General features: G+C 47.9%; 14 protein-coding genes, 1 pseudogene and 1 riboswitch. Of the genes and pseudogenes, 9 read left to right on the top strand and 6 right to left on the bottom strand.

The features are described from left to right. Positions 1 to 173: 173 nt before the first annotated feature. Entirely contained in the window at positions 174 to 2,771 is a 2,598-nt protein-coding gene (locus Q0R37_RS00245; RefSeq protein WP_294749895.1) for a discoidin domain-containing protein, read from the top strand. A 33-nt stretch (positions 2,772 to 2,804) separates the two neighbouring features. On the opposite strand, the gene Q0R37_RS00240 is transcribed toward Q0R37_RS00245, so the two are convergent. The 3 genes and pseudogenes from Q0R37_RS00240 to Q0R37_RS00230 form a co-directional block, all read right to left on the bottom strand. Next, positions 2,805 to 3,581 (bottom strand): TraX family protein, encoded by a 777-nt coding sequence (locus tag Q0R37_RS00240; RefSeq protein WP_294749893.1) that lies wholly within the window; start codon positions 3,579 to 3,581, stop codon positions 2,805 to 2,807. A 20-nt stretch (positions 3,582 to 3,601) separates the two neighbouring features. Next, positions 3,602 to 4,354 (bottom strand): EFR1 family ferrodoxin, encoded by a 753-nt coding sequence (locus Q0R37_RS00235; protein ID WP_294749891.1) that lies wholly within the window; start codon positions 4,352 to 4,354, stop codon positions 3,602 to 3,604. A gap of 39 nt (positions 4,355 to 4,393) precedes the next feature. Beyond that, positions 4,394 to 5,167 (bottom strand): annotated as a pseudogene (locus Q0R37_RS00230) (flavin reductase); the annotation flags it as partial. 146 nt (positions 5,168 to 5,313) lie between these two features. Then, a riboswitch (TPP riboswitch) is annotated at positions 5,314 to 5,417 on the top strand. Between the two features lie 250 nt (positions 5,418 to 5,667). Here Q0R37_RS00230 and thiD point away from each other — a divergent pair. From thiD to Q0R37_RS00200, 6 genes are all read left to right on the top strand, one after another. Then, on the top strand, positions 5,668 to 6,474 hold the full coding sequence (gene thiD / locus Q0R37_RS00225; protein WP_294749887.1) for a bifunctional hydroxymethylpyrimidine kinase/phosphomethylpyrimidine kinase: 807 nt from the start codon (positions 5,668 to 5,670) through the stop codon (positions 6,472 to 6,474). Next, complete coding sequence (gene cytX, locus Q0R37_RS00220) at positions 6,474 to 7,667, top strand: putative hydroxymethylpyrimidine transporter CytX (RefSeq protein ID WP_294749885.1); 1,194 nt, start codon at positions 6,474 to 6,476, stop codon at positions 7,665 to 7,667. Before thiD ends, cytX begins: the two co-directional genes overlap by 1 nt. A 23-nt stretch (positions 7,668 to 7,690) precedes the next feature. After that, entirely contained in the window at positions 7,691 to 9,004 is a 1,314-nt protein-coding gene (thiC, locus tag Q0R37_RS00215; protein ID WP_294749883.1) for a phosphomethylpyrimidine synthase ThiC, read from the top strand. Positions 9,005 to 9,527: 523 nt separating this feature from the next. Continuing rightward, complete coding sequence (locus Q0R37_RS00210; protein ID WP_294749881.1) at positions 9,528 to 11,084, top strand: NAD(P)/FAD-dependent oxidoreductase; 1,557 nt, start codon at positions 9,528 to 9,530, stop codon at positions 11,082 to 11,084. Next, positions 11,084 to 11,566: a GtrA family protein gene (locus tag Q0R37_RS00205; protein ID WP_294749880.1), complete on the top strand. Its 483-nt coding sequence runs from the start codon at positions 11,084 to 11,086 to the stop codon at positions 11,564 to 11,566. The genes Q0R37_RS00210 and Q0R37_RS00205 overlap by 1 nt, the downstream gene beginning before the upstream one ends. Before the next feature lie 48 nt (positions 11,567 to 11,614). Beyond that, complete coding sequence (locus Q0R37_RS00200; RefSeq protein ID WP_294749878.1) at positions 11,615 to 13,513, top strand: hypothetical protein; 1,899 nt, start codon at positions 11,615 to 11,617, stop codon at positions 13,511 to 13,513. Positions 13,514 to 13,551: 38 nt separating this feature from the next. Here the strand turns inward: Q0R37_RS00200 and Q0R37_RS00195 are convergent, their stop codons facing one another. Then, entirely contained in the window at positions 13,552 to 13,752 is a 201-nt protein-coding gene (locus Q0R37_RS00195; protein ID WP_109725356.1) for a DUF1858 domain-containing protein, read from the bottom strand. Positions 13,753 to 13,879: 127 nt separating this feature from the next. Here Q0R37_RS00195 and Q0R37_RS00190 point away from each other — a divergent pair, with 127 nt between their 5' ends. Then, positions 13,880 to 14,431 carry a TetR/AcrR family transcriptional regulator gene (locus Q0R37_RS00190; protein ID WP_294749875.1) on the top strand — a complete coding sequence of 184 codons (552 nt, stop codon included), beginning with the start codon at positions 13,880 to 13,882 and terminating at the stop codon, positions 14,429 to 14,431. A 43-nt stretch (positions 14,432 to 14,474) separates the two neighbouring features. On the opposite strand, the gene Q0R37_RS00185 is transcribed toward Q0R37_RS00190, so the two are convergent. Beyond that, the gene (locus tag Q0R37_RS00185; RefSeq protein WP_294749873.1) at positions 14,475 to 15,587 is read right to left on the bottom strand and encodes an SLC13 family permease; all 1,113 of its coding nucleotides are present in this window, start codon (positions 15,585 to 15,587) and stop codon (positions 14,475 to 14,477) included. Positions 15,588 to 15,734: 147 nt separating this feature from the next. Between Q0R37_RS00185 and Q0R37_RS00180 the strand changes: the two genes are divergently transcribed. After that, positions 15,735 to 16,322, top strand: a complete 588-nt coding sequence (locus Q0R37_RS00180) for a nitroreductase family protein (protein WP_294749872.1) — start codon at positions 15,735 to 15,737, stop codon at positions 16,320 to 16,322. Positions 16,323 to 16,375: 53 nt separating this feature from the next. Here the strand turns inward: Q0R37_RS00180 and Q0R37_RS00175 are convergent, their stop codons facing one another. Next, positions 16,376 to 19,228 carry a carbohydrate-binding protein gene (locus Q0R37_RS00175; RefSeq protein WP_294749870.1) on the bottom strand — a complete coding sequence of 951 codons (2,853 nt, stop codon included), beginning with the start codon at positions 19,226 to 19,228 and terminating at the stop codon, positions 16,376 to 16,378. Positions 19,229 to 19,421: the final 193 nt, after the last annotated feature.

The raw sequence follows: 19,421 nt of genomic DNA, 5'->3' as shown, positions 1-19,421 counted from the left end.
TTAAGATTATAACACATTTGATACGCTGTGTAAAGTGAAAAGGGATACGAGGCAAGAAAACGTCATATTTTCATCAAAAATATCATAATTTATGTTTACAACAGACAAAAAAGGCGCTATAATGTTAGTAACATAATGTTTTTGGAGAAAACTATCCGAAAGGAGTATCTGATATGAAACTATTCAGACGTATCATCTCGGCAGCAGCCTCGCTGTTTCTGCTGTCATCAACAGCTGCGGCTTTCCCTGTCTCAGAAGCAGGAGCCGCCTCTGTGGTCAGCATCTCACCATATGACGTATACGACATAAACGGCGGAAAATTCGAGGGCTGGGGAACGTCCCTGTGCTGGTGGGCAAACCGCATCGGCTATTCGGACGCCTTATCACAGAAAGCAGCCGAGACCTTTTTCAGCACCGACGGACTTGGACTTAATATCGCACGCTTCAACATCGGCGGCGGCGACGATCCTTCACATACCCACATAACAAGGACCGACTCCAATATGCCGGGCTATACCAAGTACAATAACGGCAGTGTCACCTACGACTGGAGCGCCGACACAAACCAGCGCAATGTACTCAAACGCTGTATCGCAGCCGCAGGCGATGATATGATAGTGGAAATGTTCTCGAACTCTCCGCCGTATTATATGACAAACAGCGGATGCAGCTCGGGAGCCAAGGACTCCAGCAACAATAACCTCCGCGATGACAAGTATACCGACTTTGCCGAGTATTTAGCAGAAGTCACAGCCCATTACGAAAACGACTGGGGCATAAACGTACAGAGCATAACCCCCATGAACGAGCCCTATACCAACTACTGGGGAGCTTACAGCAACAAGCAGGAGGGCTGCCACTTCGATCAGGGCTCCTCAATGGACAAGATATATCAGGAGCTTTCAAAGTCCCTGAAAAAGCGGAACATAAACGATATTATCATAAGCGCCTGCGACGAATCCGTAATAGATACGGCAATAAGCTCGTGGAACAAGATGTCCGATACCACAAAGGCTCTTATAGGACGTATAGACACTCACACCTACGGCGGCAGCCAACGTGCGGAGCTGAAAAATACTGCCATAAAGGCAGGCAGGAACCTATGGATGAGCGAGGTCGACGGCGGCTCGACAGCAGGTACGGACGCAGGAGAGATGGGTGCGGCACTATGGCTTGCAGACCGCATAACTCTCGACTGCAACGAGCTCAACTGCTCCGCGTGGATACTGTGGCAGGTCATCGACAACCACATTTCCTCCGTGGGAATGAACGGAAACAAGGACAAGGGCATGGTAAATACTCAGGGCGGCTACTGGGGACTCGCAGTCGCAGACCATGATAATAACAATATAATTCTCACAAAGAAGTATTACGCAATGGGACAATTCTCACGCTACATACGCCCTGGAATGACCATGCTGAAATGCGGCGGCAGCTGCATGGCAGCCCTTGATACCAAGAACAACAAGCTCGTGATAGTCGCAACGAACGACAGCTCATATGGCAAGGATATGGTATTCGACCTTTCGGGCTTTGACAGTGTCGGAGCTTCCGCTGAAGCTGTCCGCACCAGCAATTCCGAAAACTGGAAAGACATAGGTAGAATGAACGTATCAGGCAGCTCTCTGACCGTATCTCTGGCAAAGCAGTCCGTTACCACCTTCATTGTTGACGGAGTAAAGGGCGGCGGAGCTCTCACAGACAAGATCAACATCACATCGGATATGCTCAGCGGCTCCGACTCATGGAAGAGCGACGCTTCAACAGCTTATACATATGCATTTGACGGCAGCACATCCACATATTTTGACGGCGTTTCCGACGGATGGGTACAGGCAGACCTCGGACAGCTCTATGACCTTACGGCTATAGGCTACGCTCCCCGCGCAGGCTATGAATACCGCATGGCAGACGGCATTTTCAAAGCATCCGCAGACGGTACGAACTGGACGACAATTTACACCGTCAAGGGAAAGCCGACCTCGGGAATGCACTATGTCACAGCCCTTTCGGGCGGCACAGCAGCCCGTTATGTAAGGTATGAAGTTCCCACGGGCGCTCCTAACAACGAGTACAACAGCGACAGCGCTTATTGTGCGAATATCGCGGAAATAGCTCTTTTCGGAACTCCGCACGGCCAGTCGGCACGGCCAAAGTATGACAGGCTCAGCGCTAAGGAAGTAACAGGAACCCTTTCATGGCACGAATCCTCAGTAACCTCTGCCGAAAAAGCCTGTGACGGTGATATCAACACCTATTTTGACGGACTTGAGGGCGGCTATGTTGATATTGACCTCGGCGAACTCTGCACTATAGGGAATATCGCATACTGTCCGCGCGAGGGCTACGAATACCGAATGGTCGGAGGCTCTTTCAGTGTTTCCTCCGACGGGACAAACTGGAAAAAGGTATATACGGTCGAAGCCGTACCCTCACACCAGATGAATTACATCGACGTATCCGAAAGCCTCACTGCACGATATATCCGCTATGAAGTACCCACTGGAGTTCCCGCAAGCTCGCTCAACAAGGACAGCGTATACCTCTGCAACATAGCCGAGATAGCAGTATACGGCGCAGCAGGTGTGAAAGCACTTATAGGCGACGTTAACAGCGACGGAAGCACAGACGTCTCAGACCTTGTAAAGCTGCAGAAATACCTTCTCGGTTCCGAAAGAGAAGTCAGTGCCGAGAATGCAGATATCAACAATGATGCTGTTTTAGATGTATTTGACCTCATAGCACTGCGTAAGCTTCTCATAAGCCAATAAACATCAAAAAGGCACTCCTGAGAGTGCCTTTTCTTATGTACTGATGATAACGCCGACTATCCATATTATGAGATAGTGCAGCGGATAAAATCCGTAGAAGAACCATTTTGCCAGAGTCGGGTGCTTGCCCTTTTTGCCGTTGTAGAACACAGTCATGCACAGATATGCCAGTACGAACATGAGCATCATGACCGCTATCTGTATGATAAGTCTGTCTGTGGGTATCTTGCCGAGACTGAAAAGGTTGGGAAGGAAATGCAGAGCTGTTAGGCTCATATAGGCTATAAACCTCGCCTTTGGCTTTTCACGGAAGATATGCAGGAACAGTATGAACAGAACTCCGAATATGATCCAGTCTGAATATATAAGCAGCGTCATTCCGTCACACAGTATGACAAGCGCTATCCTCTGCCAAAGCTTGAATTTGCTCTCCCATGCCATTATGGCAAGAAGTCCGAAAAACAGCGTGAATATAACATTGGTGTGCCACCACCCGCTGAATTTATGACAGCACAGCCAGTCAAAGGGCTGAGTTATGCAGGCAAAGAGCAGAAGCCTCTGTGCATATTTTTTCCTGTCACGTGTGTATTTGTAGCCGTCCGCTATAAAGAAAAACATTACAGGCGGACAGAACAGTGAAGTGTATATTATGATATATTCCCACATGGGGAGAGTATAGTAAGCTTCGACATCACCGTACTTATACTGCACGGCCCAGCCTATAAGATGTCCCCAGAACATGATGAATATGGCAAGATACTTCATCATGTCGCGGTTGAATATTCTGTAATTGCAGTCAGATTTGCCCATAGCGAGTTTATTCCAGCTCCTTATACCTTTACATTGGGATTAGTATACTGCCCGTGCTTTTTTGTAGCACCGTTCCAGAACTGTATAGCGAACTGCGGACAATGGTGCAGACAGCGGAAGCACAGAGCGCAGCGCTCCTTAACCCATACCGGCTTCCCGTCGCGTATCTCAATGGCTTTCACGGGACATTTCTTCGCGCAGAGACCGCAGCCATTGCAGCTGTCCTCAACGCTCAGATTTTTTGTCATTCTCACCTTTGCAAATACCCTGTCCGTGTACTTATGAATAGCGTATGGAGTCCTGATAGTCTGGAAACAGCCCTTTTTCCTGTCAAGTATCTTTGCTATGACATTGTTTATGTTTTTTTCAGCAGCCTCATTCTGACGGGCTACCTTTTCCTTATTGCTGAGGTCAAAGGTGACCGTCCAGTTATCGGGCATTTTTATGCCGTATGCCGCACTCAGGCGGATACCGTTATCGCGCAGGATATGTCTTGCCTCCTCGCCGCTGCAGCCGACTGTAGTACCGTAGGTGGACGCTATGAAAACATAGTGCTTCCCCTGCCTGTGAAGTCTCAGCTTCTGTAAGAACTCCCTCATAGGTACAGGCAGAGCCCACCAGTGAGTAGGAGTGACGATACCGAAACATTCCCCGTCCTCAAGGGTTATATCATAGCATCCCTCCTCAATGGACATAGTTTTTTCATTGAGTGCGGCAGCAATGCGCTCCGCTGCGTATTTACTGTTTCCTGTAGCCGAAAAATAAACTATCATACATTATATCCCCCTTATACGGCATTGATGCAAAGCTCAGACCTTCTCGAACATATCAGCCCCTACGCCGCATATAGGACAGACGTAGTCAGCAGGTACTTCATCTCCCACGTATTCATAGCCGCAGACCGTACATCTCCATACAGTCTCTCCGCTTTCTGTCTTTCCGACGGGAACAGCCTCGTGACTGCCGCCCGAGACCTTCTCGAAATCAGCCTTTCCATGCTTGCATATAGGGCAGATAAAGTCATCGGGAACCTCCTCGCCTGTGTACTCATAGCCGCAGATACTGCATCTCCATATGGTCTGTCCGTCGGGAGCAGTTCCCACAGCCTCGGGCTTCGGCTTGATATGGCTCTGGTAGTATTCATAAGTCGCAGAGGGCTTATCACTGAGGACTTCCATATCCGTTACCTCCGCAATGAACATGGTATGAGTACCGAGGTCAATGCTGTGCCATACAGATCCCGATATATAGGCATTAGTCCCCTTTGTGACTATGAGGCAGCCGTTTTCGCCGCGTTTGCAGTCCTTAAATTCGGCGAACTTGTCCACATCTCTTCCCGACTGAAAGCCGAAGTGCCTGAAAAGCTCAAAATCAGCCTCAGTGCTTATAACAGAAGCTGTAAACCTTCCCGTTGCCATTATAAGATCGTGGGTATAATTGTTTTTTGCAACTGTAAGGCTCACCTTATTCGGCGAGGACGTTACCTGTGCGAGAGTATTTGTTATACAGCCGTTGTCCTTTCCGTCACTGACGGCTGTAACGACAAAAAGTCCGTAGCTTATTCTGTACATTGCTTTCTTATCCATATTTCATACCTCCTGTGTATTACGTTAAAGATACAGCGTTCTGCGTCAAATTGTCCTATAATAATTTTACCAAAATCTGCTTAGACATTCAAGTATATTTTGTAAACAATCCCACTCCTTGACATTTGCCGCAAAAGTGGTATAATTAATATGAAAAAGGGAGCTTGTGTAACAGGCTGAGAGGGAGTTTCAAACTCCGACCTTACCTGATTTGGATAATGCCAACGGAGGGAAATACTTATGAAGTGTAGGTGTGTCTCTTTGCGGGCACACCTTTTTCAGTTCATAACTAAGAATTCATAATTCATGATTTTGCCGTACGCTTGTGGGGAAAGAATATAATTATGGCTTACATATTTGTATCGGCAGCATTTAATTATGAATTATGCATTAAGAATTATGAATTATCAAAAGCGTGACATCGGGGGCACCACCTTGTCTCGCTATACAAAATTAATGCTGGGGCAAAAGCCCGAATTTGCCAAAAAGGAGAAATGAAAATGAAAACAGCATTAACGATCGCAGGAAGCGACTCCTGCGGAGGCGCCGGCATTCAGGCGGACATTAAAACAATGACCATGAATGGTGTTTACGCTATGAGCGCAGTTACAGCTCTCACCGCACAGAACACGACCGGCGTAACAGGTATTATGGAGGTATCGCCTGAATTTCTGGCTATGCAGCTTGACGCTGTGTTTACGGACATTCGTCCCGACGCAGTCAAGACGGGCATGGTCTCCTCCGAAAAACTCATCCGCACCATTGCGGAAAAGCTCCGTCAGTACAAGGCTGACAATATAGTTGTCGATCCCGTTATGGTAGCTACAAGCGGCGCAAGGCTCATCGCAGAGGAAGCTGTTGAAACTCTCAAGGCAGAGCTTCTTCCCATAGCCGCTGTCGTTACTCCCAATATCCCCGAAGCAGAGATACTTGCGGACATGAAGATAGCTTCACGGGAGGACATGATCAGCGCCGCAGAGATCATCGGCAGAAAATACGGCTGTGCCGTACTCTGCAAGGGCGGTCACAGTCTTAACGACGCTAACGACCTGCTCTGGAACAATGGCAGCTGCACATGGTTCAACGGAAAGCGCATCGACAATCCAAACACCCACGGAACAGGCTGCACTCTTTCAAGTGCCATAGCCTCAAATCTTGCAAAGGGCTTCACACTTGAACAATCGGTAGAACGCGCAAAGGATTACATATCCGGCGCTCTTGCCGCCATGCTGGACCTCGGAAAAGGCAGCGGTCCTATGGCTCATGCCTTCGCTCTTTCGGGAGAATTTGCAAAGGAGGCGGAGTAATGGAACAGAAACGCACTTCCGTATACGAAAACGGACTTATCTGGTTCGGCGCAGGTGTTTCGATCGCCGAAATAATCATTGGAACATATTTTGCTCCCCTCGGCTTCGGAAAGGGTCTTCTTGCAGTTATAGTCGGACATATCATAGGCTGCACACTGCTCTTCCTTGCGGGACTTATCGGCGGAATGGCGCGAAAAAGCGCTATGGAGACCGTAAAAATGAGCTTCGGCAGCAAGGGCGGCATTTTTTTCTCGGTACTCAACGTACTTCAGCTCGTAGGCTGGACTGCTATCATGATATACGACGGCGCACTTGCCGCAAACAGTATCTTCGGCGCGGGTAAATGGGTATGGTGCCTTGTTATCGGCGGACTTATCATACTCTGGATACTCATAGGCATCAAGAACCTCGGCAAGATAAATACCGTCGCTATGGCTGCTCTTTTCATACTCACGCTCATACTCTGCAAGGTCATATTCTTTGACGGCAGCAAGCTCCCCGTATCAGAGGAAAGCATGAGCTTCGGCGCTGCTGTTGAGCTGTCCGTGGCTATGCCGCTTTCATGGCTCCCGCTCATAAGCGACTACACAAGAGAAGCGGAAAAGCCCGCTGCTGCAACAGCTGTAAGCGCCATAGTATACGGCATAATAAGCTGCTGGATGTACGCTATAGGCATGGGAGCTGCTATATTTACCGCGGAATCTGACATAGCTCAGATAATGGTAAAGGCAGGTCTCGGAATAGCAGGTCTTCTTATCGTGGTATTCTCAACTGTCACAACTACCTTCCTTGACGCTTATTCGGCAGGCATCTCGGGAGAATCAATTTTTTCAAAGCTCAAAGGCAAATGGGTAGCCGTTGCGGCTGCAATAATAGGTACTGCAGGAGCTGCGCTCTTCCCTATGGACGATATCACTGACTTCATGTACCTTATAGGCTCTGTCTTTGCACCTATGATAGCTGTTCAGATCGCGGACTATTTCATACTGAAAAGGGACAGCTCGGACAAGAGCTTTGATATCATAAGCTGTATCGTATGGGTACTCGGCTTTGCTCTGTACAGATTCCTTATGACAAAGGATATACCTGTAGGCAATACTCTGCCCGATATGGCGGCAACTGTCATACTCTGCACAGCAGCAAAGAAGCTCTTCGCCGGAAGCCGCGGAAGTGTCGGAACACAGACCGAATAAATCGTTTTTTGGAGGAAATATAAATGAAGAATTATTATACACAGATGGAAGCGGCTAAAAATGGTATCATCACACCCGAAATGAAAACAGTCGCTGAAAAGGAATATATCGACGCTGAGGAGCTTCGCGCACTGGTGGCAAAGGGAGAGGTATGCATTCCCTGCAATATCAACCACAAGTCTATATCTCCCGAGGGTATCGGTACTAAAATGCGTACAAAGATAAACGTCAACCTCGGTATCTCAGGTGACGCAAAGAACTACGGCATCGAAATGGAAAAGGTAGATATGGCTCTTAAATTCGGAGCTGAAGCTATCATGGACCTTTCCAACTACGGAAAGACCAATACCTTCCGCAAGGCTCTCATAGAGAAGTCCCCTGCCATGATAGGAACTGTTCCTATGTATGACGCTATAGGCTATCTTGAGAAAGACCTTCTTGAAATAACCGCCGAGGACTTTCTCCGCGTTGTACGCGCTCATGCGGAAGAGGGCGTTGACTTCATGACTATCCATGCGGGAATAAACCGCCGTGCAGTTGAAGCCTTCCGCAGGGACAAGAGAAAAATGAACATCGTATCACGCGGCGGCTCGCTTCTCTTTGCATGGATGATGATGACAGGCAATGAGAACCCGTTCTATGAGTACTACGACGAGGTACTGGATATACTCCGCGAATATGACTGCACTATCTCTCTCGGAGACGCTCTCCGTCCCGGCTGTATCGACGACTCCACAGACGGCGGTCAGATAGCGGAGCTTATCGAGCTGGGTGCTCTCACCGAAAGAGCATGGGCAAAGGACGTTCAGGTAATGGTTGAAGGTCCCGGACATATGGCAATGAACGAGATAGCAACCAATATGAAGCTCCAGAAGCGCATATGCCACAACGCTCCGTTCTACGTTCTCGGACCTCTCGTTACGGATATATTCCCCGGATACGATCATATCACCTCCGCTATCGGCGGCGCTATCGCTGCTGCAAGCGGTGCTGACTTCCTCTGCTATGTTACTCCCGCAGAGCATCTCCGCCTGCCTGACGCAAATGACGTCAAGGAAGGCATCATAGCAAGCCGTATCGCCGCTCATGCTGCGGATATCGCAAAGGGTGTACCCCATGCGACCGACCGTGACAACGCTATGGCTGAAGCCCGTCACGAGGTGGACTGGGAAAAGATGTTCGAGATAGCCGTTGACGGCGAAAAGGCTCGCGCTTACTTCGAGAGCACTCCCCCTGCTGACAGGCACACCTGCTCTATGTGCGGAAAAATGTGCGCCGTAAGGACTACAAATATGATCCTTAACGGCGAAAAAGTCGAATTCTGCACAGAAAAATAATACTCAGAGGCGTACATGAACTGTGCGCCTTTTTTCATTATCATGAAGCGCCGGCTCTGAAACCGCCTTTCATAAGGGGGCTGAAATACACCATTTTTAAACGGAAAACCGTTTAATTTCAAAAAAGTTTTTTTGAATTTCGTATATATGTACAATTCAAGCCGTTTCTATTTGTGGGATGTGCACTATATTTTTTAGCAATGTTATTCTTGATTACTTATTTAAAATATGATATAATTATTTATACGCCCATGCAGATACACAAATCGGGCGATCATATCATAATGGATCAGATCATGTTTATTTAGTCTTGTTTTGCCGTTTTTCTTATTTAAAAACGGTCGTTTGAGATATAATACAAATAATTATTTTTTAACTTAGAGTTTTTATGCTCTGACAGCGTCTAACAAGTAATGAATACTAAAAATTGGCTTATATATCAAAAAGCCGCTTTCTTAGTTGTTGGGCAGACATAAAATATATCTGATATTATCACAGCACTTCATCGAAAGGACATTTTATAATGAAAAAAGTCATAATAATCGGTGCGGGACCTGCGGGTCTTACCGCCGCATATGAGCTCCTTAAGGACGGCTCGGGCGAGTACGACGTTACAGTTCTTGAGGAGACAAACGCTATCGGCGGCATCTCCAAGACCGTAAACTACAAGGGAAACCGCATGGATATGGGCGGTCACCGCTTTTTCTCAAAAATACCCGAGGTAAATCAGTGGTGGAGCGATATGCTCCCTACTCAGGGCGCTCCCTCATCTGACGATAAATACCTGAAAAGACACGTTAATGTTGAAAGCGGCGGCCCCGACCCTCAGAAAGAAAACCGCGTAATGCTCAAAAGGCGCAGGGTCTCACGCATACTCTTCAACGACAAGTTCTACGACTATCCTGTTTCACTGAAGCCCGAGACTATCAAGAATTTCGGTTTCCTTACTACAATGAAAGTAGGCTTCAGCTACCTGAAAGCGGCTCTGCACAAGCGCCCCGAGACAAATCTCGAAAACTTCTATATCAACTGCTTCGGCAAGGAGCTTTATTCCATGTTCTTCGAGTACTACACCGAGAACCTCTGGGGCAGACACCCCAGTGAGATAGACGCTTCATGGGGAGCTCAGCGTACAAAGGGTCTCTCCATAGTCGGTATAATCAAGGACTTCTTCGGAAAAGTGTTCAAGGTCAAGAACCGCAAAGTGAATACCTCCCTTATCGAGGAATTCAAGTACCCTAAGCTTGGTCCCGGACAGCTCTGGGAGGTCACTGCCGAGGAAATAAAGAAGCTTGGCGGCACTATCATTATGGAAGCTGCCGTAAAGAAGCTCCATAAGGACGAAAACAACAATCTCACGGGCGTTACCTACGTAAAGGACGGTCAGGAGATCACTCTCGGCGGCGACTGCGTTATCTCATCAATGCCTGTCAAGGATCTCGTTGCAGGCATGAACGATGTTCCCGAGGAGGCTGCCCGCATTGCAGCAGGTCTCCCCTACCGTGACTATATGACTCTCGGCGTACTTGTTCCGAAGCTCAGGCTCAAAAACAAGACAGCCATGAAAACTGTGGGAAATATTGTTCCCGACTGCTGGGTATACGTTCAGGACAGACGTGTTAAAATGGGTCGTTTCCAGATATACAACAACTGGTCGCCTTATATGGTAAAGGATCTCGGTCATACCGTATGGGTAGGTCTTGAGTACTTCGTTACCGAGGGCGATAAGTTCTGGAACATGACAGAAAAGCAGTTCTCGGACTTCTGCGTGAAGGAAATGGTAAAGCTCGGCCTTATCGGCAGTGCAGACGAGGTCATCGACACTCATATGGAAAAGGTAAAGAAGGCTTACCCTGCTTACTTTGATACCTACGAGGAAATGGACAAGCTCATCGCTTACCTCGATACTATCCCGAACCTTTACTGCGTAGGCAGAAACGGTCAGCACAGATACAACAATATCGACCACTCAATGGTTACTTCCTTTGAAGCTGTAAAGGCTATAAAGAGCGGCAGCACTGACAAGTCCGCGCTGTGGAACGTCAATACGGAAAAGGAATACCACGAGGAGAAGAAGTAATGGACGAGATAAAGCAGATACTCCGCGACAGGCAGTTCAAAAAGCTCTTCGTGGGTGACACCGACAACACGCTTATCCAGTTCTTCCGCTATCTCTTTGTGGGCGGACTTGCATTCGTCGTTGACTTCGCTTTGTCGTATATCCTTTTCAGATTTGCTTTCCATGAACAGAAGGAATTCGGCTGGATAGCCAATGCTCTCTCCTTTGTTGCGGGGCTCATCGTTAACTACGTCATAAGTACATTCTGGATATTCAAGACCTCAAGGGTCGATAACAAGCTTGTGGAGTTCATAAGCTTTGCAGCCATAGGCGTGGTCGGTCTGCTGATAACCATCGGCATAACCAAGCTGTTTGAAATATGGCTGGGAGATACTACGAGCCTTTTCCAGATAATCGCAAAGGTCGTTTCAACAGCTGTATCTTTCCTGTGGAACTTCTTCGCAAGAAAGATACTCCTGTATACCAAAAAGGAAGAAAAATAACAAAAAGAGCGCAGTTATCTGCGCTCTGCATATTATCGGAGGTATAGAATGAACAATGAAAAAGAACAAAAGGCTCCGCCCGAAAACGCGGAAGCTGTCACAGACCTTACGGAGGCTCCTTCCGTAAACACCGAGGATATCGTGGATCTTTCGGAAGTGACCGCAGAAAGCGAAGCCGTAACGGCTGCTGCCGACGAAGGAAAAACCGAAGCCGACAGTGCTCCCGAAAAAGGCGATGAAAGGTCCCACGCAGAAAGCAGTGCCGCAAGCCCGGAAGCGATAAAAAAATACAGACCCGATATAATGAGAAAAACCGCCGTATGGGTAGCTGCCATAGCAGTTTTTCTGAGCGTTTTCATTATAACAGGCTACTACGTTACGACTGCTTCAAAAACTGAATTCCACGCTGACTGCACAGATACCATAATGTGGGCAAACGCTTCGGCGGAAAGCGGTCATCTGTACGATCAGAACTTCAAATACGCCTGCTTTCTCCCTATAGGCACAAGCAATATCATGCATTTCCTGATGCATTTCTACGGACTCAGCATGACGACACACATAATCGGCATGACCTGCTTTTTCGTACTGCTCACGCTGTTCATGGTATTGATGATGCGCGAGGTAACGGGCAGTCTGCCTGCCGCTCTGACGGGTACTTCCCTGTTCCTTGCAATGACTCTTTCAACAGAGAAAATGCGCGAGATATTCTGGGGACATACTATCTATTACTCCCTCGGTCTGTTCTTCCTTGCAGCGGGCACATTCATGTACTTCCGTATACTCACTCTTGACTCTCAGGGCAGGACTCTGAGAAAAAACGGGAAGAGCTCACGCTCAAAAACCATACGGAAGATCATCGTTTTCCTGATACTCTGCATTTTTATGCTGCTTACAGGCATGGACGGAGTTACAGGTCTTACGCTCTTTACTATCCCGTTCACTGGAGCTGTTTTTGCAGAGCAGTTCATCAACAGCAAGCACAGACTGTTCAGCAGCAAATCGGGGATAATACTTTTCAGAGTCGTATCCTTCCTGATAATGGCAGTTATCGGAGTAATTATCAACAACAAGTGCGTAGGTAAGCTTGTCGCAAGCTATCAGGACGCAAATACCGAATTCTCAGGAATGGATTCATGGACAGAACATCTTCACAATCTGCCTCTGGCATGGATGAGGCTCATCGGTGTGCAAAGTCTCCCCGATGTGATGTTCACCGACGAAAAGGGTATCTACAATATCATTTATATCATGACATCAATTATAATAGCTGTTTTACCGATCATCGCCACCTGCTGCTTCAAAAAGTACGGCAATGACCGCAAAGGCAGAATGATAAGGATATGGATATGGATACACTGGGCTGTTACGGCAGTTATCCTCACAGGCTATATCTTCGGTATCCTTTCAGCCGCTGACTGGCGCATCATCCCTATGCTCGGAACTGCCATCATCGTCAGCATACTCTTTGTATTCTGGGCTGTCTCGGAAAATACGGAGTTTTCAAGATTATCCGTACTTCTCATGGTTCCCGTTATCGCAAGCGGTATCATCAGCTGCAGCATGGTTACTGAACTGGATAAGGACGGCTACAAGAAAAATACACAGTTTATCCTTGCCGATTTCCTTGAATCCGAAGGCGTGACAAAGGGCTACTCCACTTTCTGGAACGCCAACTCGATAACAGTCATCACAGGAGAAAAAGTCAAGGTCCGCGATATCTACGTGGACGAGGGCGGTGCAAGACGCCGCGCCTATCAGTCATCAAGTTTATGGTACGACGATGATCCCTCGCAGAACGAGTACTTCCTGCTTCTCGGAAGCTCCGAGCTGGAAAAGCTTTCAGCCTCAGACTTCTTCACAGTGCATGAACCTGTCCGACAGGCAGAGACCGTTGCTAACGGTATAACCTATACCCTGTTCGTTTTCGACCATAATATCATATAAAATAAAGAGGTACACTCATAATGGTGTACCTCTTTAAATTATTCAGCAAGCTTCTGATTGATAGCGTTTACAAGCTCGTCTGCATTTACGCCGTGAACCATTGCTGCCTCTTCTATTGTTTCGCCCTGCGATGCCGGACATCCGAGACAGTGCATTCCAATGCTGAAAAGTATCGGTGATACGTCTTTATCAAGCTGGAGAAGCTCTCCTATCTTTGTTTCCTTTGTAACCTGTGCCATACCTTTTCCTCCGTTTTGTTATTCACAGAGCTTGACAAATGTCAGCTCTGCTGTTATAATATTATCATAGTCTTTGACATTTGTCAATGACGTGCTTTAAACTTTTACAAAGCGAGGTGTTTTGTCCATGTACCAAGGCAGCAACAAATCTGCTCTCCTGTCTCAGAAGCTTATCTCCGACGCACTGCTAAAGCTCCTTGAAAGCACATCGTTCAGCGATATAAGCATCAGCTGCATCTGCCGCGAAGCTCAGGTCTCAAGGCAGACCTTCTATTCCCTTTTCGGTACAAAGGAAAATGTTATAATATATGAGCTCAGCAATAACTGCTGTTTTCTGCCCGAGAAAAATCCCGCTTCATGCCGTTCTGCGATCTTCCGCGGCTTCTGCGAGGGCTACAGCAGATATATCGTGGATAAAAAGAATATTATCTCTCTGCTCGTAAAAAACGACATGATACATTTTCTTTATGATGTCCAGTACCGTTCGCTCATGGACTGTAAATACTTCATCAGCGACGTTTCCGACGAGAGCCGCGTTTTTATTGTGGACTTCATCGCAAGCGGAATGAACAGTATCGCCAAGAATTATATCCTTACCAACGGAAAAGCCGATGTGAAATTTCTCGAAAAGCTCATGTTCAGCCTTTTCGGCGGGCTTTATTTCAAGAATTACGACTGATGTACATAAAAACGGCAGCAAGCTTTCGATTGCTGCCGTTTTATCATATTTTCATTATAAGTAACTGAAATCCGAGAAGCAGTATGAGAAGCGCTATATTTACTGCCGTGAATATCACCATGTACTTTCCCGCATGAGCTTCCTTTGAGCCTCTGTATATCTGAAACGCTATGAGGCTCGCCATTGAAGCTATTATCGTTCCGAAGCCGCCGATATCCACTCCGAGGAGCAGATCTGTACCCTTGCCTGTGAATTCGGCAAGCATTACCGCCGCAGGCACATTGCTTATGAGCTGTGAGAGCAGAGCTGCAACTATGAGCTCCCTGCCTGTGAGGATATGGGAAAAGAAGTCGCTTACCGCTCCGATACGTGCGATATTCCCCACAAAAACGAAAAAGCACACGAATGTGGCAAGAAGTATGTAGTCTACCTTAAGAAGCAGCTTCACATCGCATATCAATGCCGCAAGCAGTGCTGCTATCAGGCATACCCAGTCGGGAACAAGTCTGAATACAGCCGCTATGCAAAGCAGGAAAAGTCCTGTATACACCGCCGCCTTGAATACGGGCAGCTTCACGTCCCTGCGCTCGGGAGCTTTGCACCTGTCCTTCGGCAGGAACAGAGTAAGTCCAAGAACTGCCGCCAGTCCGAGAGTGCCCACGGGGAGCATTGTTTTCAGGAATGTCATTGCCGTAAGTCCGTATTTATCATACAGGAACAAATTCTGCGGATTTCCCACAGGAGTCATCATGCTTCCGAGATTTGCCGCCGCCGATTCAAGTACTATCGTAAGTATCAGGCTTTTCTCGTCCTTAATGCTGCCGTAGATCAGCAGCGTCAGCGGCACGAATGTTATCAGCGCAACATCGTTTGTAACAAGCATCGCACTGAAAAAGCATATGAGTATCATCACAGCGCCGAGCCTGCGGACAGTTCCCGCCTTCTGAAGTATTACTCTTGTGGCATTGTCAAATATACCTATGCTCCGCAGCCCCGCTACAGCTGCCATGAGTGCGAATAATTCAATAAGCACTGTCCTGTTGCAGTAGCCTATGTACTCGCTGTCAGGTGGAACTATAAACATCGTAGCCACCGCAAGCAAAAATGATATCACCATTACAGGCTGAGCCTTTATAAACTTCCGGATCTTCTCCATAAAACCGTCCTTCCAATTTTTCATGCGTAATGATTATACCATTTTTTTCACGCAGCGTCAACAGAAAATATTCTTATCCCCAAGCCATTGACAAAGAAATCATATCAATGTATAATTGTAAATATATAAATTATCAAGGAGAATACTATGGACCCTATTAAAGAAAGACGAAGCATCAGAAAATACAGCTCAAAAACAGTGGACAAAAAACTTATCGGCGAAATACTCGGTGCAGCTGTCCTTGCGCCGTCGGCAAAAAACAGACAGCCGTGGAAATTCATAGTCTACAGCGGCAGCTCAAAGGATGAGCTCCTTGCAAAAATGGAAACAGGTCTCACCAAGACAAGGGAAGAGCTCGCTCACCTGCCCGACTCGGAATATATGCTGTCAGACGCTTTCAATACGCTGAGGATAATGCGTGAAGCTCCTGTAATTATCATGGTACTGAACACAAACGGAAGCTCACCTTTCATGGATATCGGCACTTTTGCCCGTATCACCGAAATATGCGACAGCCTGTCGATAGGAGCGGCTATTGAGAATATGCTCCTGAAAGCCACAGAGCTCGGCATCGGTACACTATGGATTGCAAACACCTCTTATGCGTACAATGAGCTTGTCGATCACATTGGCACCACCGCTCAGCTTATAGGCGCAGTTGCTCTCGGCTACGCAGATGAAGCTCCTGCCGCAAGACCCCGTAAAGACTTCGGGGACGTTGTTGAATACAGATAAAAAAAGTCCGAAAGCAGTCACGTTGACCGCCTTCGGACTTCTTTTCATAAGGCTCAGAATGTGCTTATTTCTCCCATGATGAACCTTTTAAGGAGAGTAAGATCGTCGCTGTCGATAGTTTCGTCGCCGTTTATATCGGCAGCTTCAAAACGCTCAGCATCGCCCTCAAGAGCCGCCTTTCGCATTTGTGTAAGGTCATAGATATCAACAGCTCCGTCGCCGTTGAGGTCGCCGAGTATGTACTCCTCGGCAGGAGTGTTCGGCTTCCACCAGTTTATATTGAAGAGGTATCCCTCTTCACCCGTGAATACCAGATAAACATCATGCTTGCCCGTGGTCTCCGCGATATTGCAGGTCTGAGTCGACCATTTCTGCCAGTCCCCTGTGCCCTTGACGTCAATGCTGCCTATGAGCTTTCCGCCGGGAGCGTCAAGACGTACCTCCAGTGAAGCCTGTGCGCCGTTTGAAGCAAGTCGGAAGTCAGCGTCCTTTGCGTCTGTGAGGTCAACGTCCCTGAAGCCGATATAATCACCGTTTTCAATGAAAGCAGCGTTAAGTCCGCCCTCAGAACAGTTCTCGGTCTCGATGCCCGATCTGTAATCACAGTCCTCAGCCTGTATAACATTATCAGGCTCTGTACTGCCTGTGCCGCTGAGCCTCAGAAGATGCGAGGACTTGCTGAGCACCTTGCCGCCTGCGTCAAGAACATATATCCTGTACTCGCCCTCCTTTGACGGAGTTTTTATGGAACCCTTGCTGCCGCCTGCCTTTGTCATGTCAGTTCCCGCTTTGAATGTATCCGTGCCGTCGGGAGCTATCCATACTGTACCGTCGGTCTTTCTTACAGGGAGAGTGCTTCCGCAGGAAGTCTCACAGCTTGCAGGGAATACATAGTCAGCTGCGGATGTGAGCCATGCAGGCACAAGTCCGCGGTATTCATCGGATATGCCCGAGTTGAGGCAGACCTTGTACTGACGGAACGGCCATACGTTATCAGATACTACAATAGGAGTATCAATATCGCTGTATGGAGGATTTTTGCCCATTTTGTTGACTGTGGCGTATGTGCGCTTGATAGTGAGGTGGTGCTTGTCGCCGTATTCCTCGCAGTTGATTGTATAAGTAACATCGGGGCTTATTTCAAGGACGTTGTCGTTCTCCTCGATGTAGGTCGTTCCCTCATCGTTGTGAAGTCCGTATGTAGGTGCTCCGAAGCCGCCTGCGGGTATTCCCTGAACATAGTTCTCATTGATTATTGTACCCGGCATCTGACCGATAGTATAGATACCGCCGCTGTCGTGGAGACGGTTCAGGGAATTGATAACTCTGTTATAGCATATCTGATTGTCGCGGCAGGTGGTGCTGTCCTTGAAGTTGCACCAGCCCCAGCCGAGGTGTATGCCGTTGTAAGCGGTCTTTTCAATGGTATTGCTCAGTATCTTCACCGAGTCCACAAAATATGCAGTTATGGCAGCACAGCCGCCGAAACCGTGTACAACGCTGATATCGTAAAGGAGATTCTGCGTGATAAGGTCGTTTTTACATACTCCCTCAACACCGCGCGGGAACTTCTCACGGTTCGTACCGTCACCGTCACCGATGTAAATGTGCTGGGGATGTCCCAATGTTATACCGCTGGAGGTGATATCGGTAACAAAGTTTCCGCTTACCTCCGAATTTATAACGTCATTGGTCATTGAGATACCGTCTGCTCCCGTATGCTTGACAACATTACCCGTGAGCTTTATGCTGTCGCTGCTTGTGATATGTACAGCCGCAGGGAGAGTATCGACCATTTCGTAATTTTTGCTGTGCCAGTTTGAGTCTGCAAAAGCCGTATAGCACTGTGCGGCCTGACAGGTGGTCTTGCCGTGGGAGCCCGCAACATCTGTAAGCTGATAATCCGTATTCGCAAAGGTCAGACCGCTGAACGAGATATTCTCAACGCGGTCGCTGGTGGACTTTCCCGCTATCTTTATAAGACAGTCAGCAACAGGAGCTTCAACGTCTGCAGAGGTCATATCCTCACCGCTTCTCGGATAGTAATACAGCACCTTTTCGCTCTTGTCGAAGAAGAACTCGCCCTCGCTGTCAACGAAGGAGAAAGCGTTGTAGATAGTATGAGTTCCGCTCGTTGTGAATCCTGCGCCCCAGCCGGGAGTCTGAGCTATTGCGCCGTAGGGCTGCTGCATCAGAAGTATCATGCTGCCGCCGTCGTACTTTATATCACGGGAGCAGACGATGTTCTCGTTCCACGTTGTGCCGTTGACTACCTCAAGATCGTCGAAATTCGAGGTTATACGCGGCATCGAGCCTGCATCGTAAACTATTCCGTCGCTCTTTCTGCCCGAATCCCACGCCCAGTCAGCCTGTCCCGCAGTAACGTAGTAGTCTCCGCAGCCGCCTTTGGCCTGCACCTGAACACTTCCCATATCCGCGCGTCTGTCGTTGACATAAAGGTTGCGGAGCTTTATATCCCTGTCAAGGGGCGCAGACCAGAGCTTGTCGTTGAATTTAGTCCAGCCCGTGACCTTCTGTGCACCGTTGATAACAGGCGTTTCGCCGTTGAACGCCTCATACCTTACGGTATGTCCCCCTGTGCCCGAGTCACTTGTGCCGAACTCCACAGGCTCTGTGATGCGGTAATCACCGCCGCGGAGATAAACGATGATGTCGCCTGTCATGCTTCCGTTTATCTTCCTTACCTCATCACGTGCCCTTTCAAGAGTCGCAAACGGAGAGCTGACTGTACCGCTGCCGCTGTCGCTTCCGTCGGGAGATACATAGAAAACTGCCTGCACTCCGTCCTCGGCATTGGCAATGCCCGTGAGACCTCCCATATTCAGTGCCGAAACAGCCGCTGCCGCGCTTACGGCAAGAGCTGTCCCTCTTTTTCTGATGCTCATAAGTAATTCCTCCTTCTATACCTGTCCCGTTTTTTCTTCTGAGACATGATATTCGATTTTAATTCCCCTGCTATGTTATCACTTCAATCGTTCAGGATAACAGTTTTTCTTTTTATATCCTCAAGACCTTGATTTTTTTCCGAACCTGTGGTATAATAAATGCTTACTCAATAACTGCCTCAAGGCAGTTATT

It is taken from the genome of uncultured Ruminococcus sp. (assembly GCF_946415235.1).
Classification (GTDB): Bacteria; Bacillota; Clostridia; order Oscillospirales; family Ruminococcaceae; genus Ruminococcus.
Note: the sequence above shows the minus strand (reverse complement) of the source record. Positions and strands in the feature narration are given on the sequence as shown.